This window comes from Neptuniibacter sp. SY11_33 (assembly GCF_047778025.1).
In the GTDB taxonomy this organism is placed as follows: domain Bacteria; phylum Pseudomonadota; class Gammaproteobacteria; order Pseudomonadales; family Balneatricaceae; genus Neptuniibacter.
Genome location: NZ_CP180543.1, coordinates 2,813,745 through 2,833,588, shown reverse-complemented (window position 1 = coordinate 2,833,588; position 19,844 = coordinate 2,813,745). Strand labels below are relative to the sequence as shown.

The window sequence follows — 19,844 nt, the reverse complement described above, 5'->3', positions numbered from 1 at the left end:
GACGATGAGCGCTTACAAGTTTTGTAAGCGCTTTTGTAACAGCTGCCCGAATAACTTGGTTGCTGGGCCAGCATAGTCTCCTTCCGCGAAGATCATACAAAGCTGGACACTTTTCTTTGCCCCTGCATTGAGGGGGAGCGGTTTCAGTAAACCTTGTTCTAACTCTTTTTCAATTTTAAGGCTCGGGTACCAGGCGTAGCCTAATCCACGACAGGCCGCAGCGATTGAGGTAGTAAAGTTACTCAGTGTTAAGCGCTGCTCTGCACCAAGCCAACCTGAATCTACATCTCGGCTCCCCGAGTCCCTAATCACTAACTGGCGATGCAGACGTAAATCTTTATGATCTAAAGCACGGTTAAGCTGATGAAGGGGATGCTCAGGGGTGGCTACAGCGACAAAGCTGATATCTAAAATAGGATCGCCCATAAAACCTGGCGGAATACGTGATCCAATGACTATATCGGCTTCTTTTCTAAGTAGGGCTTCATCGGTGCCACTTAACACTGTTTCGATAAACTCGATTCGGGTTAGGGGACTCTGTTGTGTAAATTCAGCAATCACATCTAGCATGAGCCATTCTGGAAACAGAGCATCCATAGCGATGCGAATATCCGGCTCCCAGCCCTCTGCAAACTGCTTCGCTAAGTTTTCCATTTGTTGTGCCTCTTCCACTAAAACCCGTGCTCTTCGGTAGAGGGTTTTTCCTGCGGCAGTCAAAACTGCTTTGCGACCTTCAACTTTGAAGGTTTGCACGTTCAGTGTGCTCTCTAGCTTTCGAATCGCGTAGCTGATGGAGGATTGGCTTTTGTTCATCGCTTCAGCTGCAGTTGCGTAGCCACCATTTTCGACCACCGCGATGAGGCTTTGCCATTGTTCCAGAGTAACTTGAGGCATTATGTATCTAAATTTTCGATTGAATTGAGCGAATTATAGCTGTTTTTAATCGTTTAATTAAATAAGAGAATAGTTCCATCAGTTACAGAGATAGATCTGTAAGAACGAAAGAACAGATTTTTAAGGTGAATTCGATGGCTACATTACTACATATTAAATCCAGCATTTTTGGTAACGGCGGTAAATCAAGTCAGTTGGCTGACAACTTTATTGAGCAGTGGTTAGAGAAGCATCCACAGGGCCAAGTGATTGTCCGGGATCTGGTTGCCGAAGATGTTCCGCATCTGGATGCGGCTGTTATGACGGCATTATCTACCCCGGCTGATGAGCGTAGTGCAGAACAGCAAGCGATTGTTGCTCGTTCAGATCTATTTATTACTGAGTTAAAAGCTGCAGATGAGATTGTGATGGGCGTGCCAATGTATAACTTTGGCGTACCGACTCAGATGAAAGCTTATTTCGATTTGATTGCTCGTGCCGGAGTGACATTTAAATATACCGAGCAGGGGCCAGTCGGTTTAATCGCAAGTAAACCCGTTTACCTATTGGCTACACGTGGTGGCCTATATCGTGATCAGGGCCATGACTTTCAGATCCCTTTTGTGCAGCAGTTCCTTAACTTTATCGGCCTAAGTGAGAGTGAGGTTATTTATGCTGAAGGGCTAAGCATGGGTGATTTGGCAGAAAGCTCTTTAGCGAAAGCTAACCAGCAGATTGCTGCTATCCATTAATTAAGGAGGTACACAATGGGCTTGTTGATTGATGGACAGTGGCATGACCAGTGGTATGACACTAAGAGTAATAAAGGTGAATTTGTTCGCAACGAATCACAGTTTCGTAACTGGGTAACTAAAGACGGCAGCGCAGGGCCTAGTGGTAAAGGAGGCTTTAAGGCTGAAGCTGGTCGTTATCATCTTTATATCTCTCTGGCTTGTCCTTGGGCGCATCGAACACTCGTTATGCGTGAGCTAAAGGGGCTGACGGATTATATCTCGGTTGATGTAGTTCACCCGCTCATGTTTGAGCATGGCTGGTCGTTTGCGAGTGATTTTGCGACGAGCTCGGGCGATAACTTATTTGGCCATGATTATTTACATCAGGTGTATACCCAAGCAGAGCCAAGCTATAGCGGGCGGGTCACTGTTCCAGTTCTATGGGATAAGCAGACCAATACGATTGTGAATAACGAGTCATCAGAAATTATTCGCATGCTTAACAGTGCTTTTGATGATATTGGCGCAAAGGTCGCTGATTTTTATCCTGAAGTCCTTAGCACTGAGATTGATGAGATTAACACTTGGGTTTACGACAAAGTAAATAATGGTGTTTACCGAGCAGGCTTTGCTACCTCGCAAACGGCTTATGATGCTGCCGTAGTAGAGTTATTCACAGCCTTAGATCAGTTAGAAGCGCGTTTATCGCAGCAGCGCTTTTTAGTGGGTAACCAATTTACCGAAGCTGATCTGCGTTTATTCACAACCTTGGTTCGTTTTGATCCAGTGTATGTGACGCACTTTAAATGTGATCTACGTCGAATTGCTGATTACTCAGCGTTATCGGGCTATCTGCGGGAGATTTACCAGATGGCTAATATCGCGGAAACGGTAGATATGGATCACATCAGGCACCACTACTACCGTAGCCATCGTACGATTAATCCGACGGGTGTGATTTCAGTTGGTCCTGCATTTGATTTAACTGCACCGCATGGCCGGGAGGCGTTATGAGTAAGTTAGACAATCTACGCAGCATCAAACGCATAATCCCAGCGAAAGACAGTATGGATGGTGCTGGGGTTAAGCTGAAGCGCAGCATAGGTAGAAGTGAAGCCACTCGGATTGATCCTTTTCTGATGTTGGATGCGTTTTCATCGGAGAATCCAGATGATTATTTGGCAGGCTTTCCTCCCCATCCCCATCGTGGTTTTGAAACTGTGACCTATATGTTGGATGGGCACATGATCCATCGTGATCATATGGGTAATGAAGGGGATCTAAGAGCGGGTGGTGTGCAATGGATGAAAGCTGGCAGAGGGGTGATCCATGAAGAACGGCCGCAGCGTGTAGACGGTTTGATGCGTGGTTTTCAGTTGTGGATAAACTTACCTGCTGCAGAAAAGATGCAACCGGCTTCTTATCAAAATATTGAACCTGAAGAGGTGCCGCAATTAATCGGTGAAGGCTATCAATTGAAAATTGTGGCAGGTGAAATAAATTTGGAAGGCCAAGCTTTAAAAGGGCCTGTGCAAAATAGTGCTACTGAACCAATGTATTGTGACTTGCAGCTCGAAGCTGGGCGGGAGATTGAGTTTGCTCTGCCAGAGTCCCATAACGCTGCGATCTACCTTTTTGAAGGTGAAGCTCAGGTGGCTGGGGAGCTAATTGATCCACACCAAGTATCCGAGTTGTCTGAAGGTAAAGGCGTTGTTATAAAAGCACAAAGTGATAGTCGTATGTTGATTTTGACAGGAAAGCCTATTGGTGAACCCGTGGTCCAATATGGCCCTTTTGTGATGAATACAATGACTGAGATAGAACAAGCGCTGAACGATTACCGCCAAAACCGTTTGGTTTAACTATGGTTTTTTACTACAGGGAAACAAAGGCTTCGTTGAGATTATTCGAGCGGATATAGGATTGCATTAACGGCGGATTATCCGTGAAAATTCCATCAACACCCCAGTCAAAAAGCACCGCAGCTTGATTGGGGTCGTTACAGGTATAGCAGTAGAGCTCGTAACCGGCTTGTTTGATCACTTGCACATCGCTATGTGTGATGAGATTGGCATCACAATGCAGGCTGACTGGTTCTAGCATCTCGGCTTTAAGCTGCCAGAGTTCAGGGAGGTGGTCATAAAGCAGGCCTATCTGGGCTTGAGGATCTAGCGCCTTATAAGCGCTTAGCAGGTCAAAGTTATAACAGCTGATAATCAACTTTTCGGGTGAAGGCCAAAAGACGCTGATCTGTTCAAAGACTCTTTCTGCAACGAGATCAGGCTCTAAATCGAAAGGTTTTATCTCCAGGTTCAGGCCCAGTTGCAGTTCTTGGCAAAGCCTTAGAGCATCCGAAAGGTGAGGCATAGGTTCATCTACCCATTCTGGATGGAACCAACTGCCAGCATCCAACAAAGGTAAGGCATCGAAGCTCAGAGCGCTTAATGGTCCTTGCTGATTAGTACAGCGATCTAGATGTGCATCATGAAATAAAACAGGTGTTGAATCTCCGAGAAGAGTGGTGTCGAGTTCGACCCAAGTCACACCGCATTCAGCGGCCATTTGAATACCCGCTAAGGTATTCTCGGGAGCTAAATGTGCAGCTCCCCTATGGCCAATGATACGGCTAGCGATCATGGAATCTGCATACCTCTTTGGACAAATTCAATATGGCCCATCCGTTCCATCCAAGCTTTCACAAACGGAAACTTGTCAGGGTCCACATGTTGCCACTCATAACGCATAGCCCATGGGTAGATGGCGAAATCTGCAATTGAAAGTTCATCCCCAATCACAAACTGTTTATTTGATAACTGCGTATCGAGGGTTTGCCATAAGCGCTGGGCTTCGTTGTTGTAGCGTTGTTTGGCATAGTCTGAAGCATCAGGTGCAAAGCGATTAAAGTGATGCGCTTGCCCTAAAAACGGACCAAAACCACCCATCTGCCACATTAACCATTGTAGGCACTCTAGGCGGGCTTGTGGGTCTGAGGGGATAAATTCACCGGCTTTTTCAGCTAAGTAAATTAAAATTGCGCCACTTTCAAATAGTTGGACGGTTTCGCCGTTTGGACCTTCAACATCGACTAAAGCAGGGATTTTGCAATTTGGACTAATTGCTTTGAAAGCAGGTTCAAATTGTTCTTTCTCGAAAATATTAACTGGATGGACTCGATAGGGAAGTCGAAGGGCTTCCAACATGATGGATATCTTTCGCCCGTTTGGTGTACCCCAAGTGTATAAATCGATCATCGCAGTGCCTTACAGGTTGATAAAGTGGTGGTAAATGCCGATCAGCTCTTGTTCTGTAAATGTAACAATGACTAACTGCTGACCCGGTTTAATTAAATTGGGGTTCTCACCTAAGATCCCTTTTTGGTAGTTGTAGATATAGGTTTGATCTACTTTGGATTTTAATACCTGGCCTAAAAAGGAACTACGTTTATCACCTAAAGCTTCATCAGCGTCTTTCGGAATATCTACTGATACTTTCTCCCCTAAACCTGGCAAAGAAAGTCCTTCAGTAAAGGTACGCATGAGGCCGTGTTGGATGATTCCCCATAAGCCTTCATCATCCCCCTCATTAACGGCATGAATAAAGTAGACTTTCTGTGCAGAGTTATCGGGATTATCTAATAACTCCAGCAGTTTGATCTGTTGAGTTGCGATTAAGGCTGTATCTGCAATAGTAGCGTTAGTTTTTTTATCGCTTTTGCCGGTTTTAATGACGCTCAGATGACTGCTGACCGCAAAGGTTTCACCTTGGGCTTTTGCTGTTACTTCATTGCCTTGAGAACTACCGGCTTCTTCCAGAATCTCCGCTTGTGTTGAGGTTTTTACAGGGGGAAGTTTAAGAAGTTGTTCTGCCGTTACAAAGTTACTCGCTTGCTCTATTTTAATCGGGCTTTCCTGCCCCGAAGTTAGACGATCAATATGTTGGCGGGCTTCCTGTTGTGTTGAGGTAGAGGCTTTAATATCGGTCGTTTCAACTTCATCTGTTGTTTGTTCCTTCTGCGTAAACAGATATCCAGCTACGCCAATACAAACAATCACTAATACTAAAATGAGACGCTGCATGATTTGATCCTAATTAGCTTTGGGTCTCCCACTAATGTAGCGGTTCGCTAGTGATAAGAAAACAGGGTAATGCCTTTGTTCGTATTCTATATATCCATCAACTTTACCAAGGTGCACGTCGTTGTTGGCGGCTATTTATTGTCAGCGAAGCTAGAGAAATTATTGAATATTTGTTATCTTTATTAATCGAATTGATACTGATTATTGTTTAGATTTATGGAATATAAGCTTTGCTAAATTGTAGTTTGAATGTTGTCAGCGGTAGTAGCTTAGAGTTGTTGGATTTAGTTGAGCAGCAAAGATTTGGTGTGGAATATCAGCCCTTAATAGATGCGCATACGGGGGATATTCTAGGGTACGAAGCGTTAGCGCGCTTTTATCATGCAGATGGTCGAGCAATTCCACCTTTAGACGTTTTTCAGGTTTTGCACGACAGTCCTCTCATGTTAGCGCAAGTTGAACTGCAACTAAAGCGTCTACAGATGCGTTATCGTCCTGAGGGTGTGGCGCTATTTTTGAATCTTGATCCGCATGCTTTTTCCGTTTGTACTGATGCCGATGGCTCAGGGCAAAATGCTATGGTTAATTTGCTGAAAGGCAATACTGATCTGGTTATTGAATTGATTGAAAACACCGACGTTAATGATGCCAAAATCAGTAATGAGGTTTCGGAGTTGATGCGTAAACAGGGGATCGCGATTGCGCTTGATGATGTGGGTGCGCCTGGCAGCATGATTGCAATGAATATCCTGAGTGAAGTGGATTACATCAAGTTTGATCGTAGTTGGTTGCGTGATGATTTGACTGAAAATATGCAGTTATTGATTAAAGGTGTCATCGGCTTTGCGCGTGTTAGTGGTAAAAAGACCGTATTGGAAGGGGTTGAGTCAGCTGAAGATCTGGCAACAGCTATCAAGCTGGGCATTGATTATGTACAAGGGTTTTTCTATCAAGAGCTCTTTATTCAAAAGCGATGTTTTGACTGATTAGTCCAAAAATAGGCTACCCTTAAAACTGTAATTTTAACTTATTGATTTTTATATGATTGAGAAAATTGATGAAGTTTTGGGTTTCTGGTTCGGCCAAATAGAAGACGGCTTTACAGTATGTGATCGTACAGAACTTTGGTGGGCAGGCTCATCGGAAAATGACCGTTTGATCACTGAGTTGTTTGGGCATCAGGTTCGTCAGGCTTTGCGAGGTGAATTGGATGCTTGGGCGGAAACACCACGTGGGCGATTGGCACTGATTCTATTGTTAGATCAATTCACCCGAACAATCTATCGAGGCTCAGCAGACGCTTTTGCAGGTGACAGTCAGGCTTTGCAGCTTTGCTTAAGTGGGCGTACTCAAGGGCATGATCGAGCGTTAGAGATTGTCGAACGCACCTTTTTCTATATGCCATTGGAGCATGCTGAAAACCTGCAAATGCAGCAGTTGTGTGTCAGTAGTTTTGAGCAGATGTTGTTAGAAGTGGCAGGCGAAAAGAAACTACAAGTAGAAAACTGGTTGGATTTTGCTTGTCAGCATCATGAGCAGATAGAGCGATTTGGTCGTTTTCCTCACCGTAATGAAGTACTTGAACGTAGCTCTACGCCTGAAGAGCTGGCCTACTTATTACAAAGCCATAATCGCTGGGGGCAATAGGGTGTTAGGCTCAATAAAGAGCTGATGCCTTAAGTACAAGGATAAGTAGAAGAGCCTTTTTAGAACAGTGTGTCCTGTTGGCGATTCCGTTCTTGCCATGGTGTGAATAAACAGCAGCTGGGAAGGGCAGCTTCAAGCTTCTCCACAAAGTACGCAGCAAGTTGCGGTGCTTCGGAATTATCCGGTGTGTGGAAAAAGAAATAAGGTGTTTTGCCTTGTTGCATCCACGTGATCGCTTTACTAATCCATGGATCAAGGTAAGGCGCTCCCCATTGCCAATCTAAAGGTGTGATAAAGCGAATCATAGGGGATTGCCCAGTTGAAATAGCATGCACAGGAAGTTGAGGTTTGTGCTCTTTCGCTTTAAGACTAACCGCATCATTTGCGGGGTGTGCAAACAGGGAACGGGTATCAAAACTAATACGATTACAGTTTCGAGAAACCAACATCTGGTTGAGTTGTTGCTCTGCATCTCCTTTTTGGAAAAACTCGGGATGGCGTATTTCTACCGCATACTGCCAATCGGCGGGGAGCGCTTTTAGGTAGTTTTCCAGATCGTTAAGAGAATCAGGCCCAAATGCAGCAGGTAGTTGGATGCAGAGTAAGCCAAGTTTTTCCTGTAGAGGAGATAGCCGCTCGAAAAACTGCTGTGTTTCATTTTTGCAGTGGGTAAGTTGTCTGTGGTGGCTTATCTCTTGCGGAAACTTAAAGCAAAAACGAAACTGTTCAGAAGACTCTTTGTACCACTGTTCAACAGTACTTTTTTTGGGCAAGCCGTAAAACGTTGAGTTACCTTCTACACTACTAAAATGGCGTGAATAGGCCTGTAGTACATGAACATGGCTGCTACGTTCTAAGCAGTTATCTTGCCAGGCTGCATGTTGCCATTGGGTTAAGCCAATATAGCAATGAGGCGAAGTTATTGGTGAGGTATAAGGTATCTTCACGTTTTTTATGAGTATGTTATGTATTTTGATACTAGAGGGTGTAGATTGTACTCTCAGATCATAAGTTATGCGTAGTTTAAAGAGAGAGATCTAATGGATTTTGCATCACTGTTGGGAATAATTTCAGGCCTAGCGTTAATTATCTCTGCCATCATTATGGGCGGTAGTGCCGATGTCTTTGTCAACGTGCCAGGTATGATGATTGTGGCAGGAGGTACTATTGCAGCAACCTTGCTCACAGTGCAATTTAAAGATGTAATTAACTCTTTTAAAGGCGCATTTATTGTTTTTACGCAGGACAAAACAAACCCACAGGAAATGATTGATACGATGCTTGAACTGAGCCGTATCAGCCACCGCCACGGTTTGTTAAAGCTAGGTGATGTGGAGAGCTCTTCTCCTGTGCTAAAACGTGCTTGTATGTTGATGGCTGAAGCAGCATCTGAGCAAGTTATTCGCAATACCATTCAAAATGAAATCGATTCATTAGTCTCTCGTCACCATGCCACCCAAGATGTGTTCAAAAAGATGGCTGCGTATGCCCCAGCATTCGGTATGTTGGGTACTTTGATTGGTTTAATCCAGATGCTGAGTGAGTTGGATAATCCAGACGCGATCGGTCCCGCTATGGCGGTTGCTCTATTAACAACGTTTTATGGCTCTCTACTAGCGACTATGGTGTTTTTGCCTATAGCGGGCAAACTGAAATCAAGAACCTTATTGGAAGTGACCAACTTAGAAATTATCCGTGAAGGGTGCATCAGTATCCTAACGAACGACCACTATATGCATGTCTATGAACAGCTATCTTCCTATATCCCGGCTGCTAAACGTAAGAAAGTAAAAGTGGGTAAAAAGAGTAGTTAGGTGATAAAGATGAACTCTAAGAAAACACTCATAGAGGAAGAAGAGGGCGCGGGTTGGATCTATACCTTTGCAGATCTCATGACCTTGCTCTTAGTGTTCTTCGTATTGCTGTTTTCTCTCTCCAGTGTTGAAGCTGAGCGTTTTGAAAAAGCAGTACGTTCCTTAAATGAAGCATTTCAGGGGGATGATGGTGCTAATAGCATTATCGATCTGCCCCACGATGCCCCGGTCAAAACTGAGATCCCAGAAGAGATAGAAGAGTCCCTCCCTGCTACAGATATTGCAGATAAAGAAGCAGAGAAGCCTAAAGAGAATGAAGCTGAATCACAAAATATAGCGATTGATTCTGAGTGGACTAATTTAACCGATGAGCTAAATCAGCAGTTCCAAATTGCTGTGGCATCAGATGCAGTAGAGGTTGGTACCCCTAAAGATGGCAAAATGACCATCAAAGTTAAAGGCGATGTTTTATTTCCGTCGGGTTCTGCCGAGTTTAATACTGAGATGATGACTGTTTTGGATTCTATGGTTCTCACTTTAAAGAAAAACCCTGATTTGAAACTCAGTATTAACGGCCATACCGATAATATACCTATTGAAACCACGAGATTTCCGTCTAACTGGGATCTATCGGCAATACGTGCAACCAACGTTCTGCGTTATATGGTTCGTGGAGGTTTAGACGTGGATAGGGTGACAGCTACTGGTTATGGTGACTCGGTACCTGTATCGTCCAATGCGACATTACAAGGGCGTGCTGAAAATCGTCGATTGGAGTTTGTGTTAGAGAAAAGGGCGGCGCAGTGAAGATACCTATAGAACTAGAACTCTCCGAGGAGGAAAACCGCCGCCAAGCTTTTAGAGCTGCGTCGAGTGGGCAGGTCAAAATGACGATTGGCGAGACGACAGTTGAGCTCTTGGATGTTTCTGAGACAGGGGTTGCCTTTAAAACGGATCAAAGCTTTTCTGGTTATTTGGAAGATGTCGCTATCCTTTTTAAAACTCACAAAAAATACCGCTTAAAACCTCGCTTAAAGGTTTCTTTCTGTGGCAGAGGGCGTTGTGGTGCTGAATTTGAAGGTTTGTCAGATAAAGCTCATATGGCTTTATCTGAGTTAGTTGTTAGCTTACAAAAAGAGCTTATACGCCGAGAACGCGCTTTAAGAGAAGCGGAAGAAGACGGCGCCTAAGTACGGCTTTCTATCTATTTGAAAATAATCTGAAAAAAGGCTTGTGATTTAGGGAAAGCATCTATAATATACGCGCCACGTTGATGCGGGGTGGAGCAGCTTGGTAGCTCGTCGGGCTCATAACCCGAAGGTCGTTGGTTCAAATCCAGCCCCCGCTACCAAATTTAGATTAAACCGATTTAGTTATTTCTAAGTCGGTTTTTTCGTTTCTGGGATATAGTAATTGTGCGGAGCAGCTTAGTAGCTTGTCGGGCTCAGCTCTTATAACCCCGGGTGAAGGTCGTTGGTTTAAATCCAGCCCCCGCTACCAAATTTAGATTAAACCGATTTAGTTATTTCTAAGTCGGTTTTTTCGTTTCTGGGATATAGTAATTGTGCGGAGCAGCTTAGTAGCTTGTCGGGCTCAGCTCTTATAACCCCGGGTGAAGGTCGTTGGTTTAAATCCAGCTCCCGCTACCAAATTTAGATTAAACCGATTTAGTTAATTCTAAGTTGGTTTTTTCGTTTCTGGGGTTTAGTAATTGAGTGGACAGCTGAGTAGCTTGTCGGGCTCAGCTCTTATAACCCCGGGCGAAGGTCGTTGGTTCAAATCCAGCCCCCGCTACCAAATTTAGATTAAACCGATTTAGTTAATTCTAAGTCGGTTTTTTCGTTTCTGGGGTTTAGTAATTGAGTGGACAGCTTAGTAGCTTGTCGGGCTCAGCTCTTATAACCCCGGGCGAAGGTCGTTGGTTTAAATCCAGCTCCCGCTACTAAATTAAGATTAGACCGATTTAGTTAATGCTAAGTCGGTTTTTTCGTTTCTGAGATCTCTTCTTTTCAGTCTATCCTGCAGTTTTAGTGCTAACGGTCCCTCTTATCGTAGAGCGATACATATACAAGGTATGCTCTTTACCTTGATTGCATAATCCGTATGCTTATTTCGTTCGTATACATTTGGAAAGGAATCCGGAGGAAAGCTATGAATTGGGCTGTATCTTCAATCGTTATGTTTCTGATTTGCTCGCTCCTGTTTATCAGGCCGGCCTCAGCAGAGGTTGTTGAAGCTGAGCAAGGTCAGGCATGTCCCGATCTGCTTAATTACCGCTTTAAAAGACTAGGTCAAGATCAATATGAAAACCTATGCGAAGCATATTCTGGAAAGCTCATACTCGTGGTTAATACCGCCAGTAAATGTGCTTTTACGCCACAGTATGATGGTCTTGAAAAGCTCTACCGAAAATATAACTCCTCGGGTTTTGTCGTACTTGGTTTTCCGTCTAATGATTTTGCCGGTCAAGAGCCAGGTTCTGAAAAACAGATCCTTAATTTTTGCCGCTTAACTTACAGCGTTAAATTCCCTATGTTTGAGAAAGTGCACGCTATTAAGGGCAAGGCTCATCCTTTTTATCAGCACTTAGCTCGTTTGGCAGATGGGCAGTATCCCGGATGGAATTTCCATAAATACCTTATCTCCCCAGAAGGCGAATTAATCGCTAATTTTAAAAGCTTCACTAGACCTTCTGATTCAGGCTTGGTCAATCTTATTGAGGCGAATTTACCTAATGGATGAGTTGTTTGATCAAAATACAAAAGCGGTTCCTACCTCAAGGATATCTCGACTTAGTAAGTTGGGGGTTCTAGCAAGCAAAGTTGCCGGAAATATGCTGGTGGATGGTGGTAAAGAGCTGATGCAGGGCAAATCACCAGTAATAAGAGATCTCCTAATCTCAGAGAAAAACTTAAAACAGCTAGCAGATAAATTGGCCACTATGCGTGGTGCAGCTATGAAAGCTGGGCAATTGCTTTCGATGGATGCAGGAAGTTTAGTTCCACCTGATATGGCTGTATTGCTTGAGCGATTAAGAGCTGATGCTGTGACTATGCCAGCTGTTCAGTTATTAGATGTATTGGATAAAAATTGGGGGGGTGAGTGGCAGGATCAATTTCAACGTTTTAGTTTTAAGCCAATTGCGGCCGCTTCGATAGGGCAAGTACATAAAGGCTTAACGCTGGATCACAGGGAGCTCGCGATTAAGATCCAATACCCTGGTGTTCGAGAGAGTATCGATAGTGATCTAGATAATGTTTTTGGGTTGTTACGTTTGAGCGGTTTGATTCCTAAGGACTTAGATCTAACCCCACTGGTTGATGAAGCTCGGAGACAATTAAAGCTTGAAGCGGATTACCGTCATGAAGGCCAGCAACTACGAAATTATGCTGCGAATATGGCTGCCTTCCCTCGGCGTGAAGAGTTGATGTTCCCTGAATATCATGATGATCTTTCGACCGATGAAATCCTTTGCATGAGTTATATGCAAGGGCAGTCTATAGAGAAGTTAGCCTACATCTCTCAAGAAGAGCGGGATCGCGTAATGTCTTTGATGATGGAGCTTTTTTTTGCTGAATTTCTAGAATATAGATGTGTGCAAACAGATCCTAATTTAGCTAATTTCCTCTACAACCTAGACAGCAAGCAGTTAGTGCTTTTGGACTTCGGGGCGACGCGTGAGTTTGATCGCTCTTTTGTTGATAACTATCAAGACGCTTTGAAGGCGGCTACTTGTGAAGATCGAAATGCTTTAGCCTCAGCATTAGATAAACTGGGCTTTTTTGCTCGGGGTAAGGAGGTCAAAAATCTCGATGTGGTTTTAGATATCTTTGTTCTTGCGACTGAACCTCTGAGGTTTAAAGGGTGCTATGATTTTTCAGGTTCGCAATTGGCCGAGAAAATTAGAGATAAAGGCCTCTCGATTAGCAGTGACCCTGATGCATGGCATTCACCACCACCAGATATACTTTTTCTTCATCGAAAATTAGCGGGGTTGTATCTAATGGCGACACGTTTTAATGCATCAATCGATATGCATCGTTTAGTTTCTCGATATTGGTGAGCATTGATCGTTGCAGCGTTTTTTAAAACGCCATGCTGCGAAGCGTGTGTAGATGAACTCTAATAAGGGCTCTAATTTTAGGGCTCTTAATAAACGCGCAATTTTTTTGTAACGTGGCAAGTTTTCCCAAATTAAAAGAAAGCTTGCGACACCGGTGTTAATTTCTCCATCGCTATTAATGCTATGAAGCCTCTCCATCGCTGCGTTTAGTTCTATCTTGTGGTTAGATAAACGCTCTGGATTCAAATAGATATCGACCCATTCAATAGAATTATCAGTATCCACTCGTTGGTAATGACGTATCTCTTTTTTACAAAGAGGGCACCCACCATCGAAAAATACGATCGGTTTAGCTTTTAGCTCTTGCAGCATAATGGTCGTTCATCGCGGATTTATTCATCTGTTACGGCAAAACCCTTTGATCGGTTCAGGTGTTTTAGTCGTATTAGTCTGTATGAATAGTGTAAACAACAGACATAAAAATGTAGTCCTAATCGGTGCAACAGGTGGAATTGGATCAGCACTGATTAAACATCTTCTTCAAGATTCTGATGTTGGGCATATTTTTGCTTTTTCACGCTTGTCCGCAGAGAAGCCAATAGAGCTATGCAACGACAAGGTAACTTATGGCTATCTCGATCTATATTCGGAAAAGAGCATTTCTCAATTAGGAGTGCTCCTAGAGAATGTAGAGCTTGATTTGGTATTGGTTTGTTCTGGGCTACTTCATGATGATCAAACGCAGCCAGAAAAGCGCCTCAGCCAGGTCAATATGGAAAACTTCCAAAAGCTTTTCCATATTAATGCTACAGCGCCCATGTTAATTGCTCAGCAGCTTGTGCCTTTGCTTAATAAAAAGCGCAAAGTTGTATTTGCTGTTATTTCTGCACGGGTGGGCAGTATAAGCGATAACCGCTTGGGTGGTTGGTATGGCTACAGAGCCAGTAAAAGTGCTCTTAATATGCTGCTGAAAACCTTATCTATAGAAATACAGAGAAAGCTCCCTCAATCCATCATTGTCGGTTTGCACCCAGGTACGGTTAACACGATGTTGTCTCAGCCATTTCAAAGTAAGGTGCCGGCAGACAAGCTATTTAGTCCAGAGCAATCTACTAGCTATCTGTTAGATGTAATAGAGGGGCTTAGACCAGAGCAAAGCGGAAGAATATTTGCTTGGGATGGTGCAGAGATACTCCCTTAATGCTTCATTATCTAACGGATATGTCTACCACCATCTAAAGACAATGTTCTGCCTGTCATATATTTGCTGTCGAGCAAATAATCTACCGCTTTAATTATCTCTTCAGTCCCTGGTGCAATTTTTAAAAGGGATTTGTCTAAAGCTTTGGCTTTATAAGCGCTGTCGTCTTCAGGATTGAACATGATTAGAGAGGGGGCGATCGCATTCACTTTGACCTTTGGTGCGAGCAGAGATGAAAAAGATAAGGTCATATTGCTTAGTGCTGCTTTGCTTGCTGCATAAGCGATATGTTTGTCGCTACCTTTATCCACAACATAGTCAGTAATATTGATGATGTCGGTGGTCAGTTCGCAATTTTCTAGTAGAGGTTTGAGCGCCAAATTGAGCTGGTAAGGAACGCCAGCATGGATCATCATCATTTTAGTGAAAATGTCTTCGGGGGAATGCTTGCTAGTTTCAGGTAGCCAATCTGAAGCATTGTGAATAATGCCCCTGAGGCTGATGTGATTGCTTTTTACATGGTCGATAAGATGGTTAAGGTCTTCTTGTTTATAAAAGTCACACTCAACCAGGTCGGCATCAGAGAGCTCTTCTAAATTATCGTAATGGGTTCGATATGTTCCAATAACCGGGATGCCGTGCTGTATAAAATGCCTGCACAATGCAAAGCCGATTCGTTTGCCTACGCCAGTGATAAGGATTGGTCTTGATTTGTTTACCATCTTTTTTGATATCCGTATTAGTGACGTCTGTCAGCAATTTGTTTCCATGGTAGAGAGGTTTCAAAGCTATCTGGGAAAACGCTTGGTGGCTGTCCGACCATTTCGTCATAAGCGCTGTTGGGCCTGCGAAGCATATAGTGCTCAACATTCACAAATTGAAAGATCTCTTGTATCTCAAGCAAACTGCGACTTTTAAAAGGGGATTCACCCTGATATAGCAGTCGTTCTTGTCCTTCTGCTTCTACCGTCACTTGATAAAGCATCCAATCCAGTGAGTGAATTACAACTTTATTGATCGGCTCAAGGTCATGTATCTCTTCAATCTGCAGTTTCATCCCTAACTCCTAGTTAATTTAGAAACTCTGCCCGTGTACGCTCGTTACTTTTAAAAATCCCGCCAAGAGCTGTGGTTTCAGTCGCTGAATTAGCATCCATAACGCCACGAGATTTAACGCAGTAATGTGTAGCGGAAATAGAAACAGCGACGTTATCTGTTTCTAATAGAGTCTGAAGTGCAATAAGAATTTGCTTTGTTAGCCGTTCTTGAACTTGGGGGCGTTGGCTGAAGAACCTAACTAATCGATTAATTTTAGATAACCCGATAATTTTTTTGTTAGGGATATAAGCGACTTTTGCAGTGCCATCAATAGTGACGAAATGATGCTCGCAGGAACTCACGAGATTGATATCGCGGACTTTGACCATTTCGTCCACATCCATTTTGTTTTCGATCATCGCTATCGCTGGAAAATTCTCATAATCCAAACCAGAGAAAATCTCATAAACATACATTTTAGCTACGCGATGGGGTGTTTCTCGTAAACTATCGTCTTCTAGGTTCAAGCCTAAGGTGCTCGCAACCTCAGTCATAAGCCCTTTGATTCGTTCGTATTTTTCGTCTTGGCTGAGTGGGGATTCGATGGTAGGTGTCTCTAATCCTTTTTCTATGAGTTGGTCGCGAACGGCAGCAGCTTCTACAGAAATCATAATGTTACCCCTAACTGTCTTTGTCCTTGGTACGAGATAAAATTTGATCTAGATCAATAAAATTGTAGCGCTTTATGGGGAGTAAGGGTGTTAATCAGCCCTGATTTTTAAAAGGGAGTGTGAATAGAGGGGGAATGTGAAAAAGCTGACATCATTTTATGCCAGCTTTTGTGGTGTAGCTTTATGGGTTGAGTTAGCTCAAACGTTCTACTGCAAGTTCATCTGCGATTTCACCGGTAGGGCGATTTTCCTTTGCTGAACGATTAAAGATTTCGTTGAGTGTATCTCCGATACCTTCAATGTGTGCTTTGGCTTTTTCTGCGTCATATCCGCTACGCTCATAGGATATATCAATGATTCCACCTGCGTTGATGGCGTAATCTGGCGCATATAGAATACCACGCTCATGTAATTCACGATCGTGTACAGGCCTTGCTAACTGGTTATTAGCTGCACCGGCAATGACTTTTGCTTTGATAAGGGGGATGGTTTCATCATTCAAGCTAGCACCCAAAGCGCAAGGTGACACTACATCAACCTCCTGCAGTAGAATTTGGTCTAATGGGATTGCCTTAGCTCCCAGCTCGTTCACTGCCTTTTCTACTTGCTCGGGGTTGATATCACTGACAAGTAGCTCTGCGCCTTCCTTGCGTAGGTATTCAGCCAGACGGTATCCCACATTCCCAATACCTTGGATGGCGACTTTAAGACCCCTGATATCAGTGATGTTTAGTCGATGTTTAACGGCTGCCTTTAAACCTATAAATGTTCCGTATGCTGTTGCGGGCGATGGATCGCCGTTAGAGGGTTGGCCATCGATTCCTGGATGATCGGTTACACCTGCAACATTTGCGGTATATTGCCCCATTATTTTCAGGTCTGGCACCGATGTTCCAGAATCTTCGGCGGCTATATATTGATTGCTAGTTTGCTCTAAAAAACGACCCATTGCTGCCAAAAGTTCTTTGCTTTTGTGTTGGCGAGGATCGCCAATGATAACGGATTTTCCGCCACCTAAAGCTAGGTTGGCCAAGGCTGATTTGTAAGTCATCCCCTTGGATAAACGCAGTACATCAGTTAGGGCTTCTTCATCATTAGCATAATTCCACATCCGACAACCGCCTAGGGCAGGGCCACGGTGGGTATTGTGAATTGCGATTATGGCTTTTAAGCCAGTTTCTTGGTCGTTGCAGAAGACGATCTGTTGGTGTTGATCGAATTCTGGGTGATTAAAAATAGTCATTACAATTCCTGAAACGTTTCTATCGTCCAATGAATGGAGCTCGACAGAGTATTGGTATTACTGGAAAGAAATTAAGCAGATTTGTTGGTTTTCGGCTGAGAGACGCTGAAATCGTTATAAGCCAACGGCTGCTTAAAGGTTTAGCAATCCAACAAGTGAAGCGTTTCAACTTGGCTGACTAGCAAAGAACAAAGTAGAGAGTTTTGAACAAAAACAGTCATAAAATTTTACCTCTAGGTTGGATCGCAACCGGATAATTAAGTACACAATGTGTGATATCGGCAGGCCCTTGTGAGGCCGCAATGAGCGGAATACTACCAGTGAACTTAAGCCAATAACACAGTGTACTTGGCCTCTTGTATGGGAAAATGAGCGAAATTATAGTCTCTGGTTATACTTATAACGGCATCAACCCAACCATGAGGTTTATTTAACAGATGGAAGTTAATGCGATTGTCTATGTCGGTGGTGACTTGGATAGTGAAGGACGCTCTGCTGCAATGCGCTACGATATTGGTTTGCGCTGTATTGAGTATGTATTGGATCAGCTACCAGAAGAGGTTACCTTGGTAACCCTGTTGGCAAATAATGATCAGCCTCGTGTTGAAGATCTATCTTTACCGGTTATTTATGCTGATTCTTCGCCACACGGGTTTTTGTCGGATCTTCATAAAGCGCTTGTTGAACAACCTAAGAGGCGAGTGCTGGTGCTTTCTGGTGCTGATGATCGATTCACTAAAGAGCATTATTCTCAGCTTTTAGATCACTCTGAAAGATTGCCTCATATGACCGTTATCTCAACGCATAAGGGGGAAATACTCCCTTTCCCTATGATTCTCCCTGCGGGTATTGCTGAAGATATAGGAGAGTTTCTATCTGATTCTGTGGGTTCTGTCGCAGATTGGTTAGAGCAAAGTGTCTTTATTGAGTGTGAACTCACCGATGTTCCTTATCTGTTGTAAACCATAAGCTGAGTTTTACTCCCTCTACTGCAATAGGCTTTTTGTTTTTGTAGTAGGAATGAGGGTGCTGACTCAGTGGCGGCTCTAAAACCGTGTTTTTGGTAGAAGGGCAGAGCTTCCTCATAAGCAAAACAATACAGAGTAAGATCTGAGTTTATTTGCTTTGTACATATCTCTATCAACAAAAAACTGCCAAGTCCTAGATTTCGATGCTGCTTTCCTACCCATAATCCTCTTAAGATTGTTGACTCGTCTGGTTCGGACGAATGGTGCTCTAACATAGTGGAAAGCCTTGCTGCGGCGACTATCTCCTTTTCTACCGTTAGCCAGATGCAACGATCATTTGATTGAACCCGCCCCTTATGGCCATTTCTTTTATAGAAACGCCCTAGGTCTGGTGATTGTAGCTCTTTGCCAAAAGCGGAATGAATACAGATATTAGATTCCACTGCCATCTAATCCTCATTTTCGAAAGCCATTTCTAATGGGCATCTTCAATTGCTTTGATAACCTATCAGAAGGGATTGCTCTTGCATGGGCAGCCACTTCTTGATGATTGTTGGATTATATCGAAAGTTGGCATATTGAGATGTGCTTATATTTGGTGCGTGTGCACAAAAATGGAGTTCATGTTTGGTGCATAGATTTATTGGTAGTCACTCAATAATAATCTTAATTAAATTAACTTATTGTTTTTTATGAAAATATTCTAGTTGGCACGCACTGTGCTTTATGTGAAGTAATTGTGAAATATTATATTGAGGGGACAACATCATGGTTAAATCTACCACTAAATCTTTGATTGCTGCGGGTTTATTATCTGCTTCTGTTATGGCTGAAGCGGGTCTATCAGCGAATATTGGCGCGATGAGCGAATATTACTTCCGTGGTGTGGATTACTCTGATGGCCCAACTATGATGGGCGGTATTGATTACGAAGCAGATAACGGCCTATATGCTGGTATCTGGGCTGTTGGTGAAACTAACTTGGCTGACGAAGATATTGAGTACGATATCTATGGTGGCTACGCTGGCGAAGCTGGGGATTTCGCTTATAGCATTGGTTACACTGGCTATTTCTACACAGAAGCTGAGACGGACTATCACGAGCTTAACCTAAATGTTGGTTACAGCTTTGTGAATCTTGAAGTAACGCTAGGTACAGAAGATCAGCCTTCTGGTACACCTGAAGCTGACTACTCATTTGTTGCACTAACAGGTGAATATGAAGGCGCTTACCTAACTTACGGTTCTTTTGGTAAGGATTACGAAGGTGATTACGTAGAGCTAGGTTACGGCCTAACTTACGAAGGTCTAGATATGAACGTTGCTTACATCAACCCAGACGATGATCTAGGCGGTTCTAACACAGTTGCTTTCTCAATTAGCAAAACGTTCGACTTCTAATTTGAACGCCTCTGATTGATGTATACATGCTAGGAATTTTTGCCCATCTTCGGATGGGCTTTTTTTAGCTAAGATACAAATAAAAATGCCGTGCTAAGCACGGCATTTTTGTTTG

24 protein-coding genes and 1 tRNA gene are annotated in these 19,844 nt (G+C 43.4%); 14 read left to right on the top strand and 11 right to left on the bottom strand.

All coding sequences use genetic code 11. From position 1 onward, the window contains the following. Nucleotides 1–12: 12 nt before the first annotated feature. Nucleotides 13–894 carry a LysR family transcriptional regulator gene (locus ACMXYV_RS13385; RefSeq protein WP_415888967.1) on the bottom strand — a complete coding sequence of 294 codons (882 nt, stop codon included), beginning with the start codon at nt 892–894 and terminating at the stop codon, nt 13–15. Between the two features lie 134 nt (nt 895–1,028). On the opposite strand from ACMXYV_RS13385, the gene ACMXYV_RS13380 reads away from it, so the two are divergent. From ACMXYV_RS13380 to ACMXYV_RS13370, 3 genes are read left to right on the top strand one after another with little or no spacing between them, the layout of a single operon-like run. Continuing rightward, nucleotides 1,029–1,625 carry an FMN-dependent NADH-azoreductase gene (locus ACMXYV_RS13380; RefSeq protein ID WP_415885483.1) on the top strand — a complete coding sequence of 199 codons (597 nt, stop codon included), beginning with the start codon at nt 1,029–1,031 and terminating at the stop codon, nt 1,623–1,625. A 15-nt stretch (nt 1,626–1,640) separates the two neighbouring features. Continuing rightward, nucleotides 1,641–2,621 carry a glutathione S-transferase family protein gene (locus tag ACMXYV_RS13375; RefSeq protein WP_415888966.1) on the top strand — a complete coding sequence of 327 codons (981 nt, stop codon included), beginning with the start codon at nt 1,641–1,643 and terminating at the stop codon, nt 2,619–2,621. After that, entirely contained in the window at nt 2,618–3,469 is an 852-nt protein-coding gene (locus ACMXYV_RS13370) for a pirin family protein (RefSeq protein WP_415888965.1), read from the top strand. The genes ACMXYV_RS13375 and ACMXYV_RS13370 overlap by 4 nt, the downstream gene beginning before the upstream one ends. 13 nt (nt 3,470–3,482) lie before the next feature. Here ACMXYV_RS13370 and ACMXYV_RS13365 read toward each other — a convergent pair whose 3' ends face one another. The 3 genes from ACMXYV_RS13365 to ACMXYV_RS13355 are packed head-to-tail and all read right to left on the bottom strand — an operon-like array spanning nt 3,483 to nt 5,683. Then, the gene (locus ACMXYV_RS13365; protein WP_415888964.1) at nt 3,483–4,244 is read right to left on the bottom strand and encodes a glycerophosphoryl diester phosphodiesterase; all 762 of its coding nucleotides are present in this window, start codon (nt 4,242–4,244) and stop codon (nt 3,483–3,485) included. Next, on the bottom strand, nt 4,241–4,858 hold the full coding sequence (locus ACMXYV_RS13360; RefSeq protein WP_415888963.1) for a glutathione S-transferase family protein: 618 nt from the start codon (nt 4,856–4,858) through the stop codon (nt 4,241–4,243). The genes ACMXYV_RS13365 and ACMXYV_RS13360 overlap by 4 nt, the downstream gene beginning before the upstream one ends. A 9-nt stretch (nt 4,859–4,867) precedes the next feature. Continuing rightward, nucleotides 4,868–5,683 carry a hypothetical protein gene (locus ACMXYV_RS13355; protein WP_415888962.1) on the bottom strand — a complete coding sequence of 272 codons (816 nt, stop codon included), beginning with the start codon at nt 5,681–5,683 and terminating at the stop codon, nt 4,868–4,870. 230 nt (nt 5,684–5,913) lie between these two features. Between ACMXYV_RS13355 and ACMXYV_RS13350 the strand changes: the two genes are divergently transcribed. Together ACMXYV_RS13350 and ACMXYV_RS13345 are read left to right on the top strand one after the other, a co-directional pair. Continuing rightward, entirely contained in the window at nt 5,914–6,669 is a 756-nt protein-coding gene (locus tag ACMXYV_RS13350) for an EAL domain-containing protein (RefSeq protein WP_415888961.1), read from the top strand. A 55-nt stretch (nt 6,670–6,724) separates the two neighbouring features. Then, nucleotides 6,725–7,330 (top strand): DUF924 family protein, encoded by a 606-nt coding sequence (locus ACMXYV_RS13345; protein WP_415888960.1) that lies wholly within the window; start codon nt 6,725–6,727, stop codon nt 7,328–7,330. Between the two features lie 59 nt (nt 7,331–7,389). Here ACMXYV_RS13345 and ACMXYV_RS13340 read toward each other — a convergent pair whose 3' ends face one another. Then, nucleotides 7,390–8,277: a DUF72 domain-containing protein gene (locus ACMXYV_RS13340; RefSeq protein WP_415888959.1), complete on the bottom strand. Its 888-nt coding sequence runs from the start codon at nt 8,275–8,277 to the stop codon at nt 7,390–7,392. Nucleotides 8,278–8,370: 93 nt separating this feature from the next. Here ACMXYV_RS13340 and ACMXYV_RS13335 point away from each other — a divergent pair, with 93 nt between their 5' ends. From ACMXYV_RS13335 to ACMXYV_RS13310, 6 genes are all read left to right on the top strand, one after another. Continuing rightward, nucleotides 8,371–9,144 carry a motility protein A gene (locus ACMXYV_RS13335; protein ID WP_415888958.1) on the top strand — a complete coding sequence of 258 codons (774 nt, stop codon included), beginning with the start codon at nt 8,371–8,373 and terminating at the stop codon, nt 9,142–9,144. 9 nt (nt 9,145–9,153) lie between these two features. Continuing rightward, nucleotides 9,154–9,951: a flagellar motor protein MotB gene (locus ACMXYV_RS13330; RefSeq protein ID WP_415888957.1), complete on the top strand. Its 798-nt coding sequence runs from the start codon at nt 9,154–9,156 to the stop codon at nt 9,949–9,951. Then, complete coding sequence (locus ACMXYV_RS13325; RefSeq protein ID WP_415888956.1) at nt 9,948–10,334, top strand: PilZ domain-containing protein; 387 nt, start codon at nt 9,948–9,950, stop codon at nt 10,332–10,334. The genes ACMXYV_RS13330 and ACMXYV_RS13325 overlap by 4 nt, the downstream gene beginning before the upstream one ends. Before the next feature lie 84 nt (nt 10,335–10,418). Next, nucleotides 10,419–10,495 (top strand) — tRNA-Met (locus ACMXYV_RS13320). Between the two features lie 800 nt (nt 10,496–11,295). After that, nucleotides 11,296–11,886, top strand: a complete 591-nt coding sequence (locus tag ACMXYV_RS13315; RefSeq protein WP_415888955.1) for a glutathione peroxidase — start codon at nt 11,296–11,298, stop codon at nt 11,884–11,886. Next, a complete protein-coding gene (locus ACMXYV_RS13310) occupies nt 11,879–13,207 on the top strand; it encodes an ABC1 kinase family protein (RefSeq protein ID WP_415888954.1) in 1,329 nt (442 codons plus the stop codon). Before ACMXYV_RS13315 ends, ACMXYV_RS13310 begins: the two co-directional genes overlap by 8 nt. On the opposite strand, the gene ACMXYV_RS13305 is transcribed toward ACMXYV_RS13310, so the two are convergent. Further along, on the bottom strand, nt 13,187–13,579 hold the full coding sequence (locus ACMXYV_RS13305; RefSeq protein ID WP_415888953.1) for a thiol-disulfide oxidoreductase DCC family protein: 393 nt from the start codon (nt 13,577–13,579) through the stop codon (nt 13,187–13,189). The two genes, ACMXYV_RS13310 and ACMXYV_RS13305, sit on opposite strands and share 21 nt — an antisense overlap. A gap of 1 nt (nt 13,580) precedes the next feature. Between ACMXYV_RS13305 and ACMXYV_RS13300 the strand changes: the two genes are divergently transcribed. Next, a complete protein-coding gene (locus tag ACMXYV_RS13300; RefSeq protein WP_415888952.1) occupies nt 13,581–14,408 on the top strand; it encodes an SDR family NAD(P)-dependent oxidoreductase in 828 nt (275 codons plus the stop codon). An 11-nt stretch (nt 14,409–14,419) separates the two neighbouring features. Here the strand turns inward: ACMXYV_RS13300 and folM are convergent, their stop codons facing one another. The 4 genes from folM to ACMXYV_RS13280 form a co-directional block, all read right to left on the bottom strand. Then, nucleotides 14,420–15,130, bottom strand: a complete 711-nt coding sequence (folM, locus tag ACMXYV_RS13295) for a dihydromonapterin reductase (RefSeq protein WP_415888951.1) — start codon at nt 15,128–15,130, stop codon at nt 14,420–14,422. Between the two features lie 17 nt (nt 15,131–15,147). After that, nucleotides 15,148–15,465, bottom strand: coding sequence for a DUF6482 family protein (locus tag ACMXYV_RS13290; protein WP_415888950.1), 318 nt, complete (start codon nt 15,463–15,465; stop codon nt 15,148–15,150). Nucleotides 15,466–15,478: 13 nt separating this feature from the next. Next, nucleotides 15,479–16,117 carry a GTP cyclohydrolase I FolE gene (gene folE / locus ACMXYV_RS13285; RefSeq protein WP_415888949.1) on the bottom strand — a complete coding sequence of 213 codons (639 nt, stop codon included), beginning with the start codon at nt 16,115–16,117 and terminating at the stop codon, nt 15,479–15,481. 193 nt (nt 16,118–16,310) lie between these two features. Beyond that, complete coding sequence (locus ACMXYV_RS13280; RefSeq protein WP_415888948.1) at nt 16,311–17,360, bottom strand: Glu/Leu/Phe/Val family dehydrogenase; 1,050 nt, start codon at nt 17,358–17,360, stop codon at nt 16,311–16,313. A 437-nt stretch (nt 17,361–17,797) separates the two neighbouring features. Between ACMXYV_RS13280 and ACMXYV_RS13275 the strand changes: the two genes are divergently transcribed. Then, a complete protein-coding gene (locus ACMXYV_RS13275) occupies nt 17,798–18,322 on the top strand; it encodes an NTP transferase domain-containing protein (RefSeq protein ID WP_415888947.1) in 525 nt (174 codons plus the stop codon). Here ACMXYV_RS13275 and ACMXYV_RS13270 read toward each other — a convergent pair. Further along, on the bottom strand, nt 18,310–18,777 hold the full coding sequence (locus ACMXYV_RS13270) for a GNAT family N-acetyltransferase (RefSeq protein WP_415888946.1): 468 nt from the start codon (nt 18,775–18,777) through the stop codon (nt 18,310–18,312). The two genes, ACMXYV_RS13275 and ACMXYV_RS13270, sit on opposite strands and share 13 nt — an antisense overlap. Before the next feature lie 319 nt (nt 18,778–19,096). Between ACMXYV_RS13270 and ACMXYV_RS13265 the strand changes: the two genes are divergently transcribed. Then, nucleotides 19,097–19,729: a TorF family putative porin gene (locus ACMXYV_RS13265; RefSeq protein ID WP_415888945.1), complete on the top strand. Its 633-nt coding sequence runs from the start codon at nt 19,097–19,099 to the stop codon at nt 19,727–19,729. The last annotated feature ends 115 nt before the right edge of the window (nt 19,730–19,844 follow it).

What these genes read in the sequence shown, in the direction of transcription:
- folE (WP_415888949.1), bottom strand. Translation starts at nt 16,117, where the DNA reads ATGATTTCTGTAGAAGCTGCTGCCGTTCGCGACCAACTCATAGAAAAA.
- ACMXYV_RS13290 (WP_415888950.1), bottom strand. Translation starts at nt 15,465, where the DNA reads ATGAAACTGCAGATTGAAGAGATACATGACCTTGAGCCGATCAATAAA.
- folM (WP_415888951.1), bottom strand. Translation starts at nt 15,130, where the DNA reads ATGGTAAACAAATCAAGACCAATCCTTATCACTGGCGTAGGCAAACGA.
- ACMXYV_RS13315 (WP_415888955.1), top strand. Translation starts at nt 11,296, where the DNA reads ATGAATTGGGCTGTATCTTCAATCGTTATGTTTCTGATTTGCTCGCTC.
- ACMXYV_RS13345 (WP_415888960.1), top strand. Translation starts at nt 6,725, where the DNA reads ATGATTGAGAAAATTGATGAAGTTTTGGGTTTCTGGTTCGGCCAAATA.
- ACMXYV_RS13330 (WP_415888957.1), top strand. Translation starts at nt 9,154, where the DNA reads ATGAACTCTAAGAAAACACTCATAGAGGAAGAAGAGGGCGCGGGTTGG.
- ACMXYV_RS13335 (WP_415888958.1), top strand. Translation starts at nt 8,371, where the DNA reads ATGGATTTTGCATCACTGTTGGGAATAATTTCAGGCCTAGCGTTAATT.
- ACMXYV_RS13365 (WP_415888964.1), bottom strand. Translation starts at nt 4,244, where the DNA reads ATGATCGCTAGCCGTATCATTGGCCATAGGGGAGCTGCACATTTAGCT.
- ACMXYV_RS13360 (WP_415888963.1), bottom strand. Translation starts at nt 4,858, where the DNA reads ATGATCGATTTATACACTTGGGGTACACCAAACGGGCGAAAGATATCC.
- ACMXYV_RS13305 (WP_415888953.1), bottom strand. Translation starts at nt 13,579, where the DNA reads ATGCTGCAAGAGCTAAAAGCTAAACCGATCGTATTTTTCGATGGTGGG.
- ACMXYV_RS13280 (WP_415888948.1), bottom strand. Translation starts at nt 17,360, where the DNA reads ATGACTATTTTTAATCACCCAGAATTCGATCAACACCAACAGATCGTC.
- ACMXYV_RS13385 (WP_415888967.1), bottom strand. Translation starts at nt 894, where the DNA reads ATGCCTCAAGTTACTCTGGAACAATGGCAAAGCCTCATCGCGGTGGTC.
- ACMXYV_RS13370 (WP_415888965.1), top strand. Translation starts at nt 2,618, where the DNA reads ATGAGTAAGTTAGACAATCTACGCAGCATCAAACGCATAATCCCAGCG.
- ACMXYV_RS13380 (WP_415885483.1), top strand. Translation starts at nt 1,029, where the DNA reads ATGGCTACATTACTACATATTAAATCCAGCATTTTTGGTAACGGCGGT.
- ACMXYV_RS13375 (WP_415888966.1), top strand. Translation starts at nt 1,641, where the DNA reads ATGGGCTTGTTGATTGATGGACAGTGGCATGACCAGTGGTATGACACT.
- ACMXYV_RS13265 (WP_415888945.1), top strand. Translation starts at nt 19,097, where the DNA reads ATGGTTAAATCTACCACTAAATCTTTGATTGCTGCGGGTTTATTATCT.
- ACMXYV_RS13310 (WP_415888954.1), top strand. Translation starts at nt 11,879, where the DNA reads ATGGATGAGTTGTTTGATCAAAATACAAAAGCGGTTCCTACCTCAAGG.
- ACMXYV_RS13270 (WP_415888946.1), bottom strand. Translation starts at nt 18,777, where the DNA reads ATGGCAGTGGAATCTAATATCTGTATTCATTCCGCTTTTGGCAAAGAG.
- ACMXYV_RS13300 (WP_415888952.1), top strand. Translation starts at nt 13,581, where the DNA reads ATGGTCGTTCATCGCGGATTTATTCATCTGTTACGGCAAAACCCTTTG.
- ACMXYV_RS13355 (WP_415888962.1), bottom strand. Translation starts at nt 5,683, where the DNA reads ATGCAGCGTCTCATTTTAGTATTAGTGATTGTTTGTATTGGCGTAGCT.
- ACMXYV_RS13275 (WP_415888947.1), top strand. Translation starts at nt 17,798, where the DNA reads ATGGAAGTTAATGCGATTGTCTATGTCGGTGGTGACTTGGATAGTGAA.